This is a genomic window from Nitrosospira sp. CT, from assembly GCF_059489795.1.
Genome location: NZ_JCAHZJ010000077.1, coordinates 1 through 18,028, shown reverse-complemented (window position 1 = coordinate 18,028; position 18,028 = coordinate 1). Strand labels below are relative to the sequence as shown.

Below are 18,028 nucleotides of genomic sequence, written 5' to 3'. Positions count from 1 at the left end.
TAAGACTTTGTGGAAATTCAAGATAACGGCAGGTGAACGCCACGTTACCCGATTGCGCCTTTAACCATTTCCATGTAATTTCATCTTTCATTCCCATGAAAAAAAGCTTTTATTTTTCGGGGGCGCTTCTCACTTAGAAAGGACAATGCTGCCATGTATCCAGCCCTCCAGTCGTTGAAGGCCCGGTTTGCAGAAATCGATGACCTGAGGCGGGCCGTTTCCGTGCTCCATTGGGATATGTCCACCCACATGCCTCAGGACGGAACAGCCTCCCGGGGCCGTATGATAGCCACGGTCGAAAAGGCCGCTCACGAAAAACTCATCGACCCCGATCTGGCCACGCTTCTGGAGGAAACAGCGGCATTGCCCGATGCAATGCTGTCTGCAGACGATCGGGCGTTCCTGCGGCTGGCCCGCCGGCAGTTTGTCCGTGCGTCGAAAATCCCTTCCGGTTTCAAGGCCGAATTTTTTCAGCACATGGCCGAAACTTACGAAGCCTGGGTCCATGCACGGAAATTGAACGACTTCAACGTCGTCGCGCCCTTTCTGGAAAAGACGGTCGCATACTCACGCGCCCTCTCGGATTTCTTCAACACCGGAGAAACCGCATGGGCGCATCCGATGGACCCACACATCGAAGACGCTGACCCTGGCATGACCACGACAGCTATCAAGACGCTTTTTGCTGACCTTCGGCGTGATCTCGTACCATTGGTCCGGGAAGTGTCGTCTCGCAGCAGGCCACGAACCGATTTTTTGTCACGGGCCTATCCCAAGTCCCGGCAATTGGAGTTTTTGAACTGGCTTGCCAGGAATATCGGTTATGACTTCAATCGGGGGCGGCAGGACCTCACCCACCACCCGTTCATGACAAAGCTTGGCGCCGGGGATGTGCGCATTACCACCCGGATCAGCGAGACAAATGTTTGTGATGGCATTTTCAGCACCATTCACGAATGTGGTCACGCCTTTTACGAGCTGGGGCTTTCGCCAAGCCTGGATGGCACTATTCTCGGTCACGGCACTTCCGCCGGCATTCACGAGAGCCAAAGCCGGCTGTGGGAAAACCAGGTGGGCCGGTCCCGGGAATTCTGGACATATTTTTATCCCCACCTGCAGACCCGTTTTTCAGAGGCTCTTGGGGATGTTTCGCTGGAAGAATTCTATTGCGGCATTAATCGCGTGGAACCGTCGTTGATTCGCACCGAGGCCGATGAGGTGACCTACAACCTTCACGTCATGATCCGCTTCGACATCGAATCGCAGCTTCTGGATGGCTCGCTCCAAGTGAAGGATCTGCCTGCGGCCTGGAACGACCGGTATGAGGCTGACCTTGGCGTACGCCCCTCGTCCGATGCTCAGGGCTGTCTTCAGGATGTCCATTGGTATTACGGGAGCGTTGGCGGAATGTTCCAGGGCTATACGATTGGAAATCTCTTTAGCGCACAGTGCTTCGAGGCTGCTCTTGAGGCCCATCCTGAAATTCCGGAGGCGATGATGCAGGGAAATTTCAGCACCCTTCATTCATGGCTGAAGGAAAACATTTATCAGTACGGCTCAAGTCTTTTCCCGCAAGAACTGATCCGCCGTATGACCGGTCACGACTTATCGTCGAAACCCTTCGTTGCGTACCTGACGCGGAAATACCTGTAGGGACTTCCACAGCGACAAGAGTGACTGACGCACTGGCTTCAGGGTTTTCCGCTTCGACGGGCAAGGCGTCAAAAACACCAGGAAACTGACGATACTATAGTCCGTCCCCACTCTACATTGCACCATGCCATCACCAACTGGCTATGACTTGAACATACGGCGGTCTGTGCAGGTTGATGAAGCAATCGCGCAAGCGCTGAACCCAGCGTTATAGCCCCTTGGGGCGGCATATTTGCGCTATGCAACCAGAAAATAACAAACCAGAGTAATTATCACGGCACCTATCAAATTAAGAACCAACCCTTCCCTTGCCATGTAGGTGATAGGGATGCGGCCGGTGCCAAAAACGATGGCATTGGGCGGAGTTCCAACAGGCAGCATGAAGGCGCAACTTGCACTCATCGCTGCTGGCACCATCAAGAGGCTCGGGTCAACATCCGCTACAATAGCCGCTGGTGCGAGAAGCGGCATCAACAGGACTGTGGTTGCCGTATTGCTGGTAGTCTCAGTGAGAAAGGTTACCACCAGTGCAATGGCAGCGATGATGACCAGGGGGTGCAGGCCGGAAAGAACTGCCAGTTGCTGGGCAACGAACCTTGACAGGCCGGACTCGACAAAGGCTTGCGCTATGGTGATACCGGCCGCGAAGAGAATGAGAGTGCCCCATGGCACTTTCTCTGCGGACTCCCAGTCCAGCAGCCTGCTCCCACGTCCATTGGGAACCAGAAACATCACCACCACGGCAATCAAGGCGACCACGGCGTCGTTAGCCTCCGCAAAGCCGAGCCAGGTACTCCATCCGCCAAACGGCTCAGTACGGGTCAGCCAGGCGAGGATGGTAATGCCAAAAACGATCATTACGCGTCGCTCTTCCGGCCGCCACGGTCCCGGTGGAGGCATGACCAGTTCCCCTAGGTAGTTCAGGTTGCGTGTGAGCCAAAAGCCCGCAAGCGGCACCAGTAACAGCACGGTTGGCAGGCCCCAGCTCATCCACTCGGTGAAACTCACTGTATTGCCGGTGAATATCCGGTACTGCTGCATGAACACCAGATTAGGGGGCGTACCGATCGGCGTTCCAAGACCACCGATACTGCAGCCGTAGGCAATAGCCAGCAGCAGCGGTGCAGCAAGATTTTTATCCTGGCTCTCATCGATTACGGCGAGGGCAATGGGCAACATCATCACGGCTGTTGCAGTATTGGAAATCCACATGCTGACTAGGGCGCATGCGCACATGAAACCCAGCACGATTCGCCGGCTGCTGTGTCCTCCGATAACGTTGACGAGCGTCAGTGCGAGCCGCCGGTGCGAACCCGAACGCGCCATCGCTGCGGAAATCATGAAGCCGCCCAGCATCAGTAAAATCAGATCGCTGCCGTAAGCGGCGGCTATCTTCTCCTGCGGCATTACACCTACCAGGGGGAATACCGCCAGCGGGATAATCGACGTGGCAGGAATGGGGATGGGCTCAAAGATCCACCAGACGACGCAGAGAACAGAGATTGCCCCGGTCCAGCACGCTCTGGCATCCCAACCATATGAACTCATTGCTAGAGCAAGGGCAGCAGCAAGCAGAGGACCTGCGAACAATGCCCAGTGACGGGGAGAGGAATTTATCAGTGTTAGCATGCTCCTATCCGGCTTGAAATATCTTACCCGCTTACTTTCTCAAAGTAGTTTTCAGGCAGCATGAGGCTTACATTGGGCTTAGGCTTACATTGTTTTGCCTACAGCGCCCCGAACTGCTCAAGGAAGAAAGGTATTCCCCCTAAATTCCACAAGGTTCTGGCTGAGTTTATTGTTGCATTCGTTCCCGGTTGCGTCCTCCCTTGGTTCCGCCAACGGAACAGACATGAGCCAACCCCTCAAGGTCCTGATCACCGCGCGATTGCATCTCATATCAATTACCCCTGCCCGTTCCATCTTTTCTGATTTTCCCTGCCGATACCGTATCGTCTTTGGGCGGGCTGGATCATCCTTGCGGGAAGCATTGCCTATTTCCCTCCAGGCGATTTCTAAAGATCGTGCGAAGAGATCAGCGCTCTCCTCCTTCAGTCTTTCACCCCCGCCCCTCATCCAGAGACCAGCAGGGTCCGGTTCATTCCTTGGATCGGAAACAATCCTGATGAGATTTTTATAAAGAGGCTCTGAAGGTGCACCGGGAGCATAGATGGCAATATGGTTATTCAGAACTATGGCACTTTGGTCTTGAGTAAGAGTGAAGGATGGCATTACTTCAACTACCCATTCAGCTACGGATGGCGAATTGAACTCCACCCATTTCTTGCTGCCACCCACCGATGTCTTATTCAATCCTCGCTGCACCAATTCCCTGTATGTGAAATTGCCGAGTGCGGTTTGGTATGGGAGGAGTACTTTGTCAGCTTCAGTCTGAAGTTCCTCATCTTTTCCATATTCCTTGATGTACTTCCCGGTGACAAACGCCAGAGAATAAAGAACATCGATGGAATGGATTCCTTCTGCCTCAACGTTCCTGTTGTCTTGAATGACCTCACCCTTGTAGACCACCTTGTCAGCTTCCGGCAGGCGGACAGACCAATTCTGTTCTGTGCCCAACCTTACAGGGACTGTTCTCTCCCCGGATCGGGCATCGCTGCCAGCCTCTGCTGGGGACATTACGATAATGAGTGTGATGGCTGCGACAGCTAATGCTGTTGGTATCATTTGTCGTGCCAGTGCAGGTCTCATGAATGAAAAGTCTCCTCGACTATAAGCATGTCATCAATTATTGAATGGCTTGAGAAAGGCATCCTTGCCCATTTCCAATACCTGGAAGTAGGCGTTGGTTAAACCCGGAAAATTCGGAGACTCGTCCCATGGACCCTCTGAGCCCTTCGCCAGCTCCACCGGCATGTACCATTCGTAAGCATTGTTGTTCAGGCTGACCATGGACCCCACTCCTTTCAATATTGCTTTAGGCTCGCTAGTGGGAAAATAGGTGGAATAAGGCCGAAGCATCCCCAAGTCCGTGATCTGGATAAGAACAACTTTGTCGATGCCGTATTTTTGCTTCAGTGGAGAAAAATCTTTCTCGGCGATGTCAGTGCCTTTGCCGCTGTAATCCAACAGCTTGCTGATATCGACGTCTTCGGAGATCACGATTACATTTGAACCCTTTTTGCGAAGCAGTTCAGCCAGGCTGTTCTTGAGTTTTGGTAGGTCCTCGTGCGGCAATGTCCGTGTGTGATCGATAAGCGAGGAATTTGCCAGAGTCGCGGCAGCGATACAGAGCAAACAGCTGGCTCCCGGCAACTGCATGTCCACTTTTGGCAGGGGCGTCATGGCGACACCAACCCGATGGGTTTTTGAAGCTAATGTGCTTTTAGAAAGAGAAAGAGGCCGCTGAGGCGTAGCACAACCGGTGAGGATCAAAGCAGCTGCAATGAGAGCGGAAATAATAAAATATTTATTTGGCATGATTTTCAATGTGGAACAATTAAAGGCCGAATTCAATTTTTTCGAGAAATGCCTCAGGAACATCACTTTTATATGAAAAAAATTTTCAAAGCTGAATGATGGGCAACTATTAAAGATTTCAGCTATTACTTTATTGTCGTTACCTGGTTGATCCGATTATTCCGGTCATACGAAACCTCGAATGCCATTTCATCGCCACTAAAGACAGCTTCGGCCGGAGTGCCAACCACCTCCCATAAGCCCAGGGTCATCACATCGGCGGCTCCATGGAAAAGCGCCCTGCCAGCTTTTACCCCAGTGCTGTACCCTTGGACGAACTTGAAAACTTCATATTTCCTGCCATTTCTTGTCTCGCTTGTAGCAGGGGCGCCAAACTCTCCCAAAAGCATGGTCCGAGGAGTACCTAGCCGGAATAAATCAACATTCTTCTTGTCTGGCTGCTTGGCGGCCATGAAGACTGAACACCCAGAGCTAAAAACCAATGCCAGCACGCAAACAAAGGCTGTCCATTTTCTTGAGATCATTGCTTTTCCCCTTATTTTCAAGTTGATCTAGTTATATTCTGTGAACCATGGCGCGGATTGAGGTATTACACGCCTGAACGAATCCCCGGAAAAGCGCAGGAATACGTACGCCAGCTACGCAAGATTACGTAGCACTTGCCGGGTGCCTGCTGGTGCCGATGAGAGGAAAATCGCTTTTTCCGGGAAACAGATAACGCAGATAACGAAAAAAGAAAGAAAAGCGTAAATGCATGCACCCCATCTACATAGCCCTATGGATGCGCATGCGCCTGTCTCACGCATACTGGGAGCAGCGCGAAGTGATCGAACCGGTGCATCTCGCCAGCAAGGCTGCGTTGCGCCTGGCAGGGACAGGCAGGCGGTGTGGCTCATCGTATGGGACGATGGCATTGGTTCGATCCGGATTAGGGGTCGGTAGTCACAGCCGCGAAACGGGGGGTCTGGGTAATACGAAAGCCCGCGTGGAAGAGGCAGGCGGATGGCTGACCATTACCTCGGCGCCAGGCAGCACGAAGGTGACCGCCACTCTTCCCCGACCTCTTTTGCAACGCTTCCCCCTGCAGGACAAGCGATCCTCGGATTAGGAAACTGGCCGCGAATGGTGGCTCAATTACTCTCACAGCCCGGCTCGGATTTCGAGAAACATCTTCCCCGCGCCAGCTCCGCAGTCAGCTCTTCATCGGGTAAAGCCCGATTTCTCCCTGGCCCTTGCCCTTATATAGTAGTACCTCCGGCGTCCCGATCTTCTTCTGTACACACCTGCGTAAGGAAACTACGCAGCCCTGTGCTTGCCGCCGGCTACCACCCGGCGAATACTTGATTCCGCTCCCGGAAAATCAGGCTGGATGAGACTCGCCTAGACAAGCATCGCATTTCACGGCATGGAGGTGAATCATGGATACTCAGGGAAATTCATACCAGAACAGAGACGTTTTGGCAGCGCCACCACTGGACAGCCCGAAACAGGAACCAAACCTGTTCTGGCTGATCGTCGGCGGCGGTTTTCTCCTGTCCCTGATATGGGACTCGTGGCTTCTGCTGGTTGCCTTGGGTTTCTTTGTTTACTGGTGCATCCACAGGAGCAAGGATGCAGAACGAATAAAATACCTGCGTGCGTATGAATTTCCGGCTCCCGTCGCGGAGCGAGTCAGGAAACGCTACCCCCACCTGTCGGAGGAGAAACTGTCCCTGGTCATGCTAGGACTGCGGCAATACTTCATATTGTGCAATACCGCGAGAGGCGGCAGGGTATCGATGCCCTCGCAGGCGGTGGATGCAGCCTGGCACGAGTTCATTCTGTTCACGCGCGAATATGCGGAATTCTGCAACAAGGGCCTCAACCGCTTCCTGCATCATGTGCCGGCTAGCGGGGTATCGGCAGCAACGGTATCATCCAATGGAGCCGATGCAGGAATGAAGACAGCCTGGCGGCTCGCCTGCAAATGGGAAAGGATCGACCCCAGGAAACCGGAGCGCCTACCGTTCTTGTTTGAAATAGACGCAAGATTGCTCATTCCGGACGGATTCCGACATTCTCTCGATAATGACTACGCGGCGAATGGCGATCAGGCAAGCGACGGCGGAGAAGGCGCCTCCGGCGAGGGCAGCGGTTGTGGCTGTGGTGGATGTGATGGCAGCTGAGAAGCAGGGCAGCAGGCAGGAAAAGAGGTTTCAGGCATTCGACGAGCGTAGTCCCAAGATGATTTGCTGCGTCTCGTCTCGGGCGACAGCCTCCCTGGATGTCAGAAACTGTCCGCCAGCGGCAGAATGGAGATGTACGAACTTTTTCCGCTTCCTGAAACTGACCCGTTTCTCTTTCTCTTGGATCATCCAAATACTTTAAGATACTCACCGGCAAAAAGGCCGACCGAGGCCAGCATGATCAACAATGCCTGCATGACGGGCTGCTCCAGCATGGGCTGGAATGCGCCCTCGTCGATGGCGTCTATCCTGCTGATGGTTTCATCTATTCTTCGGGTAGCGTTATTCACGCGCAGGTCCTGCAAGCTCTTTTTGACGAAATTCCTGAGCTCGCTTGCTTCGTGCCGGAGCACGAAGCCGGAAAAGAACAGAAACGAAATCGCCACGGCGAAGGTGATGCCCTTGCTGAGCGGGAATTCCCGGTTGTCGAAATAGGTGATCCTGGCAAGCAGCATCAGCATGATGCAAAACATGGGGTAATAGATCAGCCTGTCGACTGCCTGCGTTCTCGCGGCGACCAGCGAAACGATATTTTCAAGTCCATCAAGACGCTGAAGGACGGATGAATAACCAAGACGGTGGGGGACGCAACCCGTAAGGAATGGATGCTGTGTACACAGCTTCTTGATCCAGTAAAAATTCAGCCTCACCGCATCGAGTACGAAGAAGAGCAGAAGCATCGTCACCGTAAAGCTTATCACGCCTACCCACGGGGGGAGATCCAGATGAATCATGTCGATCCAGTTGGCTGGATCAGTAGCGCCTCGCCATGGCAATGGCCAGGGAGGCAGCAGGTAGACAAGCAGGGTTTCGATGATGGCAAAAATCAGCCATATCCATACAACTCGGATTGAGCGAGGACCAAGCTGGCCATGGTTGTAATATTCTTTCCACAGATCCCACAGAATGATTTCAGGCTCCTTTCCATCGGTATTTGTGTCGGACCAGCTATTTGTCTCCACCCAATGTTTGATTGAAACATCCGTAATTTTCATTCCTTCAACAAAAAATAGATAAATAATTGCGATGACCGCGAGAATTCCGAAGCACCAGGAGAAGGGAAATTCTGACGGATAAACATCATTCCATGCATAGACAATAATCGTCCCTATGAGCACAACAGATAGAACGCCTGTTGTAACCCATTCTTTCAGCCTTCTTAACCACAGCTCACATTTACCTGGATTACTCTGTTTTTGGGAGATGTTTGAAAAATACCGTCTGCTCAAATTGCAAAAGCTCTCTTTAAGCTCGCGTATGGTTTGAACAAAAAACCAGAGCGCCAATAAAACCGCAATGATCTGTATGAATAGAGTAGGCCAGAGGCTCACGCCATCGGCAAAACTGAACGGCTCCCTCAATTTATTCGCGGAAAAAAAATACGTGCCAAAACCGAAAGCAAGAGCGAATATTACTGACATGGCGAAAAACAGGTATCTGGAGAACAGGCCGGACCGGGGGCGTATGGCGCAGTGAAAAACGATGAGGGAAACCGCAATCGGGAGCAGGAGCCATAGTTCTTTAGCGGTATTTTTCCGGGTATCGTCGGGAGGATGATAATGCTGCGCGTTTTCCGCAACTCCTAGGTGGACAAAACCGTTTCGACCGACTTCAAAAATGCGGGGAAAGGTTTCCGCTGATTCCTGAATACCGCTGCCATCGGCCGCGGCGATGCTCAGAGTGCGGTAAAAGATATTGGTCTGCTGGCTGTCCCGAAAGGGAGGAAATTGATCCTGGGATGCGCGTTGCTCAAAGGGTCGCTTATCAGGTTTGTTTTGATCTTCTTTGGTTTTCTCACGCAGCAGCAGATCGAAGTGCGAGGCGACGACGAGGTTTCTGGTGGAGCGCCAATATTTCGGGTGAAGCATCTGCGCATCCAGATCCGTCGTGAGAATCAGGAGATGCGGCATCTTCTCGCGCAAGGCCTCGATTATCAGCAACTTGTCGTTGAAATCGCTGCCGAGAATGACTACTGCCCTTATGCCGCTGTTGCGCTTATCAATATCCACAGTATGATGAACATTTTTTATTTCCCCCGCCAGTCGATGGAAGTAATCCAACTGGCCTGATCCGAGAGGCAGCGGCGGCGAATGATGCAGATCGATGGAAGGAACTTTTTCAGTCTTGTCTGCCGATCGGACTTCATTTTTATCTTTTTTATCCTTATCTTTTTCATCCCGGTTGCCGGTTTTTTTTGGGTTTCCGTCCAGGCCCTTCAGATAGAAGACATTTCTTATTTCATCGGGACGGCTGGCTGCGCCGCTGCCGCTATCGGATTTCTGGTGACCGCACTCCGGTTTGGCGCATTTCTGTTCGGCAAACAATTTACTTAGGGACTTCCGGATATTGCCCGCCAAGGCAGCCATATCTTCCGAGTTCTGTTCCGAAATGGTCATTACTTCCGACCAGTGCGTAACGCCGCGCAGCGTCAGTTCCCTGGCAAGTAATCCAGCAAGTTTTTCGCTGCCCGTCTCTTCACTGGGGTTTTTGCTATCGCACTGCCCTGTCCCGCCCGTTGCCTGCCTAGCAGGCTCTTCGCATGTTGCCCGAGCGTCCTTCCTCGCTTGTCCGGATGTGCTTGTGTCGGATGTCGCGGTGCCTGTCTTGTCATTGCATTTGACTTGCTTTTCCTTGCTTTCCATTCCGACAAGCTTGATGAGATGGATATTTACATCGTTATGGCATCCAACCTGCCCCCCTTTTCCGCCCTTCGCCCCAGTTACTTGGCACTTGGCATTCTGATCTTCGATGCAATTGATGTGGTCCTCTACCTGGCTGGAACGCTCGGGACCCAGAATGTTGCTCACATCGAAGAGGTAGATTTTGTTATTTTTGCGGATCTCTTTCAGCAGGTTCTTGAAAGCAAAGCTGCACCTTCTGGTGCAATCATGACCTGCGGCAAACTTGCTCTCGTCGATCAGTATCCCGCTGTCGATCCAGGCAACGACAATATCGGGTTTGCCGCCTTCGGGTTTGCCATCTTTGGACGTGGACTCGTGCTGGTAATGCTCCCAGCGCATGTCATATTCGCGGCGATTCTCCTGAATGGAGCAAAAATGCAGCGTTCCCGGCTCCAGTTGACGGTAACCCGATTCCACCAGGCCAGCAACGACCGCATAGCGCTGCCTCGTGCGCATCTCCTTATTTTCAAGGGTGTGGGGCGCGACTTTGACCAGCGGGGCCAGTACGATCCGTTCGGGGATTCCTTCACTCCTCTCTTTGTCGAGATTGAGGGCATCTTTCAGGGAGGCTTTACATGTCAGACCGGCTGGAACCGCCGTGCTGAAATTTTCATCGCGTTTTCCCCCCTTGGCGGCCAAAGCCCATGCCTCGGCCATTCCGCCTGATCCGTCAGCGGGATCGAACCTGAAAGGGTCCGTCCACAGCCAGGCTTCATAAGCATCTTCTCCAGTGAAGCGCGAAGTTCGGCTCTGAGGATTAGGGTCAGAGAGGCGGGGGTTTTCAATCGGGCGGTTGTACCAGATCAGGAATCCGAATATGACAAGCAGAGCCAGCCCGGCAAGGGGCTCTTTTACCGAGGGCATCATTCTGCGGTAGCCCCCGAGTTATCATCACAGGGTGTGAGCGGGAGCAGGATGGGGAAAATTCTTTGGCGATTTACCCTCCTGCAAACCTTTGCCTTCAGGATAGAGGAAAGGGTAGAGGTGGATCGGATTAGCGCGGTAATCCGGACTGGGACCGCAAATTCGATGAAGAAATACGTCCCGGCTGAATCTTGGCGGAAGTCGGATGCGGAAAAAGTAATGGATTGCACAAAACCGGTGTCCATGTTTTTCGTTTCCTCTTGCTCTTGTTTTTCGAGGCGCGAACATTGTTATCAAGGAACGATCTTTAAAATAATTATAGGAGTGGCTCAATGACTTTGCTGTGTATCTGTGGGGCATCAGGCGTTGTCTGGATTGGGATCAAGAAATTATTTTGAACATTATTGATCAAACGTGCAGATAGCGCGCTTCGAAGCGAAGTTATAGATAAGCGCCATTTTGACAGTCGATTAAAGTAATTTTTTATTAAATTTCCGCATGCTTTATCTGATATTGATCTGTTCCATCGCTCTCCTGATCGTCGGGCCTTCCTATTGGGTCAAACATATAATGGAAAAATATAGCGAACCCGCGAATCGCTATTCATTTACCGGAGCGGAATTGGCGCGTAACCTGCTGAACAGTGCGGAGCTGCCACATGTAGGGGTGGAGGTAACCGAATCGGGCGATCATTATGACCCGTTGAAAAAAGCAGTCCGTCTCACACCGGATAAATTCAACGGCCGTTCACTGACAGCTATAACAGTTGCAGCGCACGAAGTTGGCCATGCCATTCAGGATCACGATAACTATCCACCCCTTGCCATGCGTACAAGACTGGTGCAATGGACTGCTGGTGTGGAGAAACTGGGTGCCGGTATCCTGATGTTGGCTCCTGTAATGATGGCGGTATTCCGCTCACCTGCGGCGGGGTTGCTTTTGCTTGTCGGTGGCATCTTGACACTGGGAAGCGCGGTGCTCGTGCACGCGGTAACCTTACCGATGGAGTTGAATGCCAGTTTCGACAGGGCGCTACCGCTTTTGGAGCAAGAGCGCCACCTGCTCGATGGTGATATGCCGCACGCCCGGCGCTTGCTCAGCGCCGCGGCATGGACTTATGTCGCAGCTTCCCTGATGACTCTCCTCAACATGGCTCGTTGGTTGGCGATCTTGCGCCGGTGATGGAGGCCAGATGCAAAATGATCAAAGGGGGTGAATTCGGCTGGCTTACCATTGATCTTGAACGGCTCTGATTTCCAATCCCCACCACTCTTCGCTGCCTCTACCCCGCTTTTCAATTTCTCTGATGAAGTCCAATCATCTCACAGAGTAAACGCGGACTATGATTTGGAAGTGCGATGAACGGATGATCTGTCAGGAGTAAATTCAAATCGAGCTTCTCGTCCCCTGTGCGATCACGGAGCTATCTCATATGAACAAAAAACTGCGTTTCGCTTCGAAGATCATTCAATTTCTCATTATTGTTGTCCTGTCACTAGGATTGGCCCCCCAGGGCAGCCAGGGCGGCGTAATACTTCAACTCCAGCACGATCCCCACTCTCGTGCCCAGTTTCCATGGAACTGGGAATTCATCAAGCAGCATGTCGATCAGATACGAGCGGCAGGATATACCGCTATTTTGATTCCGCCGCATCAGAAATCATGTGGAATAAGCAAGGGGTATAACCCGCAGGATTTCACCAGCTTCAACAGTTCCCACGGATCTGAACAGCAATTGGCCGATCTCATCGAATCAGTCCACGGTGCGGGCATGCACATTTATGCCGATATGGTCATGAACCATATGTGCCAGAACCATCGTTTTACGTATGACCGATTTCGTCCGGAACACTTTCACCAGGCAGGAGGAATTTCGAACTGGCAAGATGAGCACCAAGTTGAGAATGGTTCTTTATTTGGACTTGAGGACTTGGCACAAGAATCTCCGTATGTACGGCAGGAACTGTTTGCTTTTCTCGTTAAAACCAACAATATGGGATTTGACGGCTATCGCTGGGATGCAGCAAAACATGTGCCGAAATGGTTCTGGAAGGACTACATAGTCAATAACGTCAACGCATGGGGCAAATACAATTTTGGCGAAGTTGTCGAGTCGGATATAAACAAGCTTCAAACGTATGTCGATACGGGCATGGCGGTCACTGACCAGAGCCTCTATACCGCGATGGCGGACAACTTCAAGTTTGGGGGCAATCTTGCCGCTCTCGATGGAACCGGATACGCAGCGCGCAATGGCGAGAAAGCGCTGACGTTTGTTGAAAACCACGACTACGGCCCTCCACCCAACCGTTTGCTGGCTTATGCATTTATTTCAGCCTACCCTGGGTATCCCTCTTTCTACAACGTGCTCCTTAATGACAAGGCCATCAATAACCTCGTCTGGATTCACGAGAATCTTGCAAAAGGCACGTACATCAATCGCTACAAAGACCGTAACACGCTAATTTTCGAACGTGCCGGACATCTGCTTGCAGGAATCAATCAATCCGAGACTTGGTCCCACCAATGGGTGCAAACTTCCTGGAGGAACATGAAGCTGCATGATTACAGTTTTCATGTAGAAGACAAGTGGACCAACAATGACGGATACGTGGAGGTTTGGATCCCACCCATGAGTTACGTGATGTTGGCTCCCCGATAGCATGAAATGGAATTTGTGCCTGGTCTATTCTTATTGAGATGGACCCGGTTTCTCATCCAGAGGAGGGAGCATGAAATCCAAATGTACCAGGTTGTTGAAAGCAGCTCTGTTCGGCCTTGGCATCTTCCTCTTGCTGCCGACGGTCGGCAGGGCGGAACCCTGGATGGGAGGGTTGGCGATCCGGGATGACGTGGTGTGGCGTGACGCGAGACCTGGAAATTATGGGACAGTCCATTACTTTCTGGATGAGGATCGAAACGAGCAGGTTTTCTTCGATGTATTGGTTCAAGTCAATGCCGATGGGCACGCGCTATCGGGGCTGCAGGTGGAAGTCTTTACGAACCTGAATCGACGGGACCACGCCAAGGTCTGGGAGAATGTAAATGATGCTGGCCGCCCCGGCAGCTACTATATGACCTATCCGATGAGCTATGTCAGCCACGTGGGCAATAATGAGCTATATAAAACAACGCTGGCTGCAACCCGCGCCGGCGCCTACAGGCTGACGGGACGGTTCCGCATTGGCAATGGCCCGTGGCGTTGGCATAACGATTTCAAAGCTGATGGCCGGATGCAACGTGATGCTGCCATTGTCGTTTCACCGCGAAAAGCCTTGAACCTGACGCTTTACGAAGCCAATCCGTATGTGGTGGAAGCCACGTCGGGCGGACCGGGTCAACAGCACAGTACACTCGACGACTTCACCGATCACGATCGGGATGGTTACGATCCTTTCAACCTTCACTATGTTCGCAGCACACTGGGGTTTAATACACTCTGGCTGATGCCAATATTCCCCAATACAAAAGAACGCCTGGACCCGAACCAGGGGCGACGCGTGGAAAATTACTCTCCGGGCAGTCCGTACGCCGCGCGGGATTACTGGTCTGTCAGTGAGCGACTTTCGGAAGGAGGCACTTCTGAGTCTGCTCTGCGTGAGTTTGGGTATTTGGTGGGCAAGGCTGAAGACCTCGACCTGAACGTTTTTATCGATGTCGCACTCAACCACGCCGGACGTGATGTCATCTTTGGGCAAGGAGCGGCCGACCTAGGGCTTGTTCCCCAAAATGAGGCGCGGCAGCCGGTTGCCCGTGCTCGCCCGTCATGGAGTACAAGCAAATCCAACTACCGCTCCCACGCCAGCAATGAGGGCGACATTGCCGAGTATGCGCCGACTGATCGTCTGGGGGAACACCAATGGTATGACGCAGGGATTGACTGGTACTTTGGCGACTATTCTTCCCTAGGTCCAAAGCCCGGCCATGGACGTGATACGAGCCGCGGCAGTGCGGAGGATGAGCGCGATCTCTTGTATACCGATCTCGATCCGGCCGGCGGCCATGATTTCGAGGTTGAGAATATCTGGAACTACTTTGCTTATCTCTTCCCTTACTGGCTTGACAAGACTGACAACAAGCTGGACGGCATCCGGGCCGACTTCGCTCAGGGGCTGCCTCCACAGGCTTGGGAGTACATCATCAACAAGACCCGTCAGAAGAAGTGGGACTTCATCTTTCTTGCCGAAGCTTTGGATCCTGATCCCATTCGTTATCGCGTCGCTCGTCACTTTGATCTCTTGACCACTGTCGACCACTGGTTATATAGAAACAGTGCCGTTACGATGAGCCAGCTCGTCGGCAGCCTGGAGCAGGAAGCGAATATTTACGGGTATAACGCGCCCGTCCTGCGCAATGGAACGAGCCATGATGAAGAAGGAAATCCGAATACATGGTTGATGATGGCACGCTATGCTGTGGCTGCGGCTCTTCCTGGCGCCCCAATGGTGTACATGGGCCAGCCCTTGGGGGTTGGCAATAAGGTCGATTTTCAGTATTCCTGGCAGAACCTCACCGACTATTGGGGCCGGAGCAACCCCCAGGTCTTTGAGATGTACCGCAGGATCAATGCGGCTCGCGAGCAAAACCCCGGGTTACGCTCAACCAACCGCTTTTTCCTGACCAGACAACGGGGAGGCGAGTTTAACGAGGCAATATTTTCAGTCGCAAGATGGGAGGATGACAATATCCTACTCGTATTCGTGAACCTGCGAGATCAGCAAATGAACCCGGAAATCTTTGCGGTTCCCAGTAATGTTCCGCTGGATATCAATCTCGGCGTGCGTTATCAAGTGCGCAACCTTGTCGCGGATGACCCTTCTGCTGTCTTGTGGCCTCACCCCCGAACGGCTAACGACATCTTCACAAACGGTATCCATGTACATTTCAGTTCGCCGAATGAAGTCCAATATTTGCGACTGGAGCGTGTGAGGTAAAACCTCGCTGTCCCTCTTTCCAGGACATCCGCGCTCGAATAATCAAACCTCTGGCCCGGGATAAAAATCAATCAATGAAAAAATATATGTCCTGTTGAAATCATCTTCCTTCGATCTCCAAGTATTCCAGCGTTCCCATTCTCTGTGGTCCCCGACAAATACATCAAGAGGGTGGTTTAGCGTGTTCCAGGACACAAGATGAGAAAATTGATAGGATCAGATTCGGGTGATCGAAAATTGAAGATACAATGGACTTATGGGTCAAGGACAAAGATAGCAGACTGAATGTTAACAGTCCAAACAAGATCGATCGGCGATTGGATACTCTGAAATTAAAAGGCCACCTCAGGGTGGTCTTTTAATTGGCGACAATCTACAACCTCCACCGTTACCTCCACCGTTCAACGGTGTTTCACTCCGATTTTACACAGTTTTAAAATCCGATCAGCTTGGATTCCAGGTTCACTTGGGATCCCCGGTTGGGAGCAGCATAAGATGATGAGAAGCGAGCCGAAGCAAACTCGTTCAGCCTGTTTGATTCCTGCTTTGAGACTTCAGTTCGATTCCTGCAATATCACGCTTTATAGCTGCCAACCAAACTTTAAGGCATTCATGAGTTCCTTAACTTATGAATAAACTTCTGAACAGCCCTGTTTTGCTGATCCTTTGTCCCCTGATCATTTCTAATGGACTCGAGGCACCAGAAGACTTTGTATTCAAATAACCCCGACCTTTCGGAATGCAAAGGAACAAAACTCTCCCCCAGGATTTGTCTTCCGTTATCAATAGTGACCTGGGGTCTATCCCTCTCCCGACTAACCAGTTGGCAACCGAATTCTTGAGTCTCCGCGTATCTGACACCACCTATCTCATAAACTCGCGTTACGGCTTCTTCCTGTTTGATTTCTTGCGGTTTGATTTCTTGCGGTTGTGCCGGAACAAGTTCATGTTTCTGTTCTTTGGCCATATATCTCCTCCCTCTCCCTTAGATAAAAATACACTTTGTTCAAATAACTTATTACGTCCCGCAGTATTGCGCGCTTTTCCATGCAGATACCAAGGAGTGCGACAACTTGGCAGGCATAAGGATAAAGTTCACCCCAAGCTATTAATTAGGCAAGCAAATAGTACGAACGTCATACCGGCGAAAGCGGTTTTCAGTGATGTTTAAAGCACGCCATTATTGGTCGGGGCTGGATTCCAGGTCAAGCCCGGAATGATGAGATTCATGGTATTTTTTGGCCAGATCGATAATTAAATGATGATTCAAATCGATGGGATCAAATTCGATTGATCGGAAATTGAAGGAAAAATGCACTTACGGGCAGGGGCAAAAGTAGAAGTTCAGTAATGATCGAATGATAACAGTTGCATCCGATCCGCCGGCGACTGGATGCTCTGAAATCAAAAAACCACCTCAAGGGTGACCTTTTAATTTTGGTGGAAGCGAGGGAAATCTACAACCTTCCATTCAACGTGATTTCCCTCTGAGGGAGTGTGCCAGAGGGCACTCCCCAGCTATTCAATTCTGCTTTTTGAATCGAGCCGGATTCCTAAAAATTCACGCTTTATAACTGCCAGCCAAACTTTAAAACACTTATGAATTCCTTAACTTAGGAATAAATTTCTGAATAGTTGTGTTTTGCTGATCTTTCGTCCCTGATCATCTCTAGCGGATTGGAGACACCAGAAGACTTTGTATTCAAATAACCCCGACCTTTTGGAGTGCAAAGGAACAAACTTCTCCCCCAAGATTTGCCTTCCGTTATCAATAGTGACTTGAGGTCTTTTTCTCTCCCGACTAACCAACTGGCAACCGAATTCTTGAGTCTCCACGTATCTGACGCCGTCTATCTCATAAACCCGCGTCACGGTTTCTTTCGGTTTGGTTTCTCGCGGTTGTACTGGAACAAGTTGGTGTTTTTGTTCGTTATCCGCCATATTTCCTCCCTCTCCCATAGATAAAATGCACTTTGTTCAAATGACTATTACGTCCTGCGATATCGCCTGGCCATGCAGATACCTAATGGGCGCGATGGCATAAGGATAAAGCTTCGCCACACTAAATTAAATGATGATTTATTCGTCAAAACTTTAACGCTTTTGGAAGCCCTGACCCTACCCCGATAAACCGTACCATTTAAAAGTAGAATTTCCGGCATGATTTTTACCTTTTTGGAAAGGAGTCATGACGTGAAGAAAAGCAAATTTACCGAGCAGCAGATTGCGTTTG

12 protein-coding genes are annotated in these 18,028 nt (G+C 51.3%); 6 read left to right on the top strand and 6 right to left on the bottom strand.

Features of this window, described 5'->3' with window-relative positions; genetic code table 11:
• The first annotated feature begins 153 nt into the window (after positions 1 to 153).
• Complete coding sequence (locus AC52W5_RS13920) at positions 154 to 1,653, top strand: carboxypeptidase M32 (RefSeq protein ID WP_495671429.1); 1,500 nt, start codon at positions 154 to 156, stop codon at positions 1,651 to 1,653.
• 237 nt (positions 1,654 to 1,890) lie between these two features.
• Here AC52W5_RS13920 and AC52W5_RS13915 read toward each other — a convergent pair whose 3' ends face one another.
• The 4 genes from AC52W5_RS13915 to AC52W5_RS13900 form a co-directional block, all read right to left on the bottom strand.
• Complete coding sequence (locus AC52W5_RS13915) at positions 1,891 to 3,282, bottom strand: SLC13 family permease (protein ID WP_495671428.1); 1,392 nt, start codon at positions 3,280 to 3,282, stop codon at positions 1,891 to 1,893.
• 117 nt (positions 3,283 to 3,399) lie between these two features.
• Entirely contained in the window at positions 3,400 to 4,362 is a 963-nt protein-coding gene (locus tag AC52W5_RS13910) for a hypothetical protein (RefSeq protein WP_495671427.1), read from the bottom strand.
• A 33-nt stretch (positions 4,363 to 4,395) separates the two neighbouring features.
• Positions 4,396 to 5,091: a hypothetical protein gene (locus AC52W5_RS13905; RefSeq protein ID WP_495671426.1), complete on the bottom strand. Its 696-nt coding sequence runs from the start codon at positions 5,089 to 5,091 to the stop codon at positions 4,396 to 4,398.
• A gap of 125 nt (positions 5,092 to 5,216) precedes the next feature.
• Positions 5,217 to 5,615 (bottom strand): hypothetical protein, encoded by a 399-nt coding sequence (locus AC52W5_RS13900; protein WP_495671425.1) that lies wholly within the window; start codon positions 5,613 to 5,615, stop codon positions 5,217 to 5,219.
• A 230-nt stretch (positions 5,616 to 5,845) separates the two neighbouring features.
• Between AC52W5_RS13900 and AC52W5_RS13895 the strand changes: the two genes are divergently transcribed.
• Positions 5,846 to 6,199 carry a hypothetical protein gene (locus AC52W5_RS13895; protein ID WP_495671424.1) on the top strand — a complete coding sequence of 118 codons (354 nt, stop codon included), beginning with the start codon at positions 5,846 to 5,848 and terminating at the stop codon, positions 6,197 to 6,199.
• Positions 6,200 to 6,509: 310 nt separating this feature from the next.
• A complete protein-coding gene (locus tag AC52W5_RS13890) occupies positions 6,510 to 7,256 on the top strand; it encodes a glycine-rich domain-containing protein (protein ID WP_495671423.1) in 747 nt (248 codons plus the stop codon).
• 185 nt (positions 7,257 to 7,441) lie between these two features.
• Here the strand turns inward: AC52W5_RS13890 and AC52W5_RS13885 are convergent, their stop codons facing one another.
• Complete coding sequence (locus AC52W5_RS13885) at positions 7,442 to 10,864, bottom strand: chemosensory receptor (protein WP_495671422.1); 3,423 nt, start codon at positions 10,862 to 10,864, stop codon at positions 7,442 to 7,444.
• Between the two features lie 495 nt (positions 10,865 to 11,359).
• On the opposite strand from AC52W5_RS13885, the gene AC52W5_RS13880 reads away from it, so the two are divergent.
• The 3 genes from AC52W5_RS13880 to AC52W5_RS13870 all read left to right on the top strand — a co-directional run bounded on the left by AC52W5_RS13880 (position 11,360) and on the right by AC52W5_RS13870 (position 15,795).
• On the top strand, positions 11,360 to 12,043 hold the full coding sequence (locus tag AC52W5_RS13880) for a zinc metallopeptidase (RefSeq protein ID WP_495671421.1): 684 nt from the start codon (positions 11,360 to 11,362) through the stop codon (positions 12,041 to 12,043).
• A 250-nt stretch (positions 12,044 to 12,293) separates the two neighbouring features.
• Complete coding sequence (locus AC52W5_RS13875) at positions 12,294 to 13,523, top strand: alpha-amylase domain-containing protein (RefSeq protein WP_495671420.1); 1,230 nt, start codon at positions 12,294 to 12,296, stop codon at positions 13,521 to 13,523.
• A gap of 70 nt (positions 13,524 to 13,593) precedes the next feature.
• Positions 13,594 to 15,795, top strand: coding sequence for an alpha-amylase family protein (locus AC52W5_RS13870; protein ID WP_495671419.1), 2,202 nt, complete (start codon positions 13,594 to 13,596; stop codon positions 15,793 to 15,795).
• A 610-nt stretch (positions 15,796 to 16,405) separates the two neighbouring features.
• On the opposite strand, the gene AC52W5_RS13865 is transcribed toward AC52W5_RS13870, so the two are convergent.
• The gene (locus AC52W5_RS13865; RefSeq protein WP_495671418.1) at positions 16,406 to 16,762 is read right to left on the bottom strand and encodes a hypothetical protein; all 357 of its coding nucleotides are present in this window, start codon (positions 16,760 to 16,762) and stop codon (positions 16,406 to 16,408) included.
• Positions 16,763 to 18,028: the final 1,266 nt, after the last annotated feature.

Excerpts from the sequence above, each read along its gene's own strand:
- AC52W5_RS13920 (WP_495671429.1), top strand. The coding sequence starts at position 154 with ATGTATCCAGCCCTCCAGTCGTTGAAGGCCCGGTTTGCAGAAATCGAT.
- AC52W5_RS13915 (WP_495671428.1), bottom strand. The coding sequence starts at position 3,282 with ATGCTAACACTGATAAATTCCTCTCCCCGTCACTGGGCATTGTTCGCA.
- AC52W5_RS13910 (WP_495671427.1), bottom strand. The coding sequence starts at position 4,362 with ATGAGACCTGCACTGGCACGACAAATGATACCAACAGCATTAGCTGTC.
- AC52W5_RS13905 (WP_495671426.1), bottom strand. The coding sequence starts at position 5,091 with ATGCCAAATAAATATTTTATTATTTCCGCTCTCATTGCAGCTGCTTTG.
- AC52W5_RS13900 (WP_495671425.1), bottom strand. The coding sequence starts at position 5,615 with ATGATCTCAAGAAAATGGACAGCCTTTGTTTGCGTGCTGGCATTGGTT.
- AC52W5_RS13895 (WP_495671424.1), top strand. The coding sequence starts at position 5,846 with ATGCACCCCATCTACATAGCCCTATGGATGCGCATGCGCCTGTCTCAC.
- AC52W5_RS13890 (WP_495671423.1), top strand. The coding sequence starts at position 6,510 with ATGGATACTCAGGGAAATTCATACCAGAACAGAGACGTTTTGGCAGCG.
- AC52W5_RS13885 (WP_495671422.1), bottom strand. The coding sequence starts at position 10,864 with ATGATGCCCTCGGTAAAAGAGCCCCTTGCCGGGCTGGCTCTGCTTGTC.
- AC52W5_RS13880 (WP_495671421.1), top strand. The coding sequence starts at position 11,360 with ATGCTTTATCTGATATTGATCTGTTCCATCGCTCTCCTGATCGTCGGG.
- AC52W5_RS13875 (WP_495671420.1), top strand. The coding sequence starts at position 12,294 with ATGAACAAAAAACTGCGTTTCGCTTCGAAGATCATTCAATTTCTCATT.
- AC52W5_RS13870 (WP_495671419.1), top strand. The coding sequence starts at position 13,594 with ATGAAATCCAAATGTACCAGGTTGTTGAAAGCAGCTCTGTTCGGCCTT.
- AC52W5_RS13865 (WP_495671418.1), bottom strand. The coding sequence starts at position 16,762 with ATGGCCAAAGAACAGAAACATGAACTTGTTCCGGCACAACCGCAAGAA.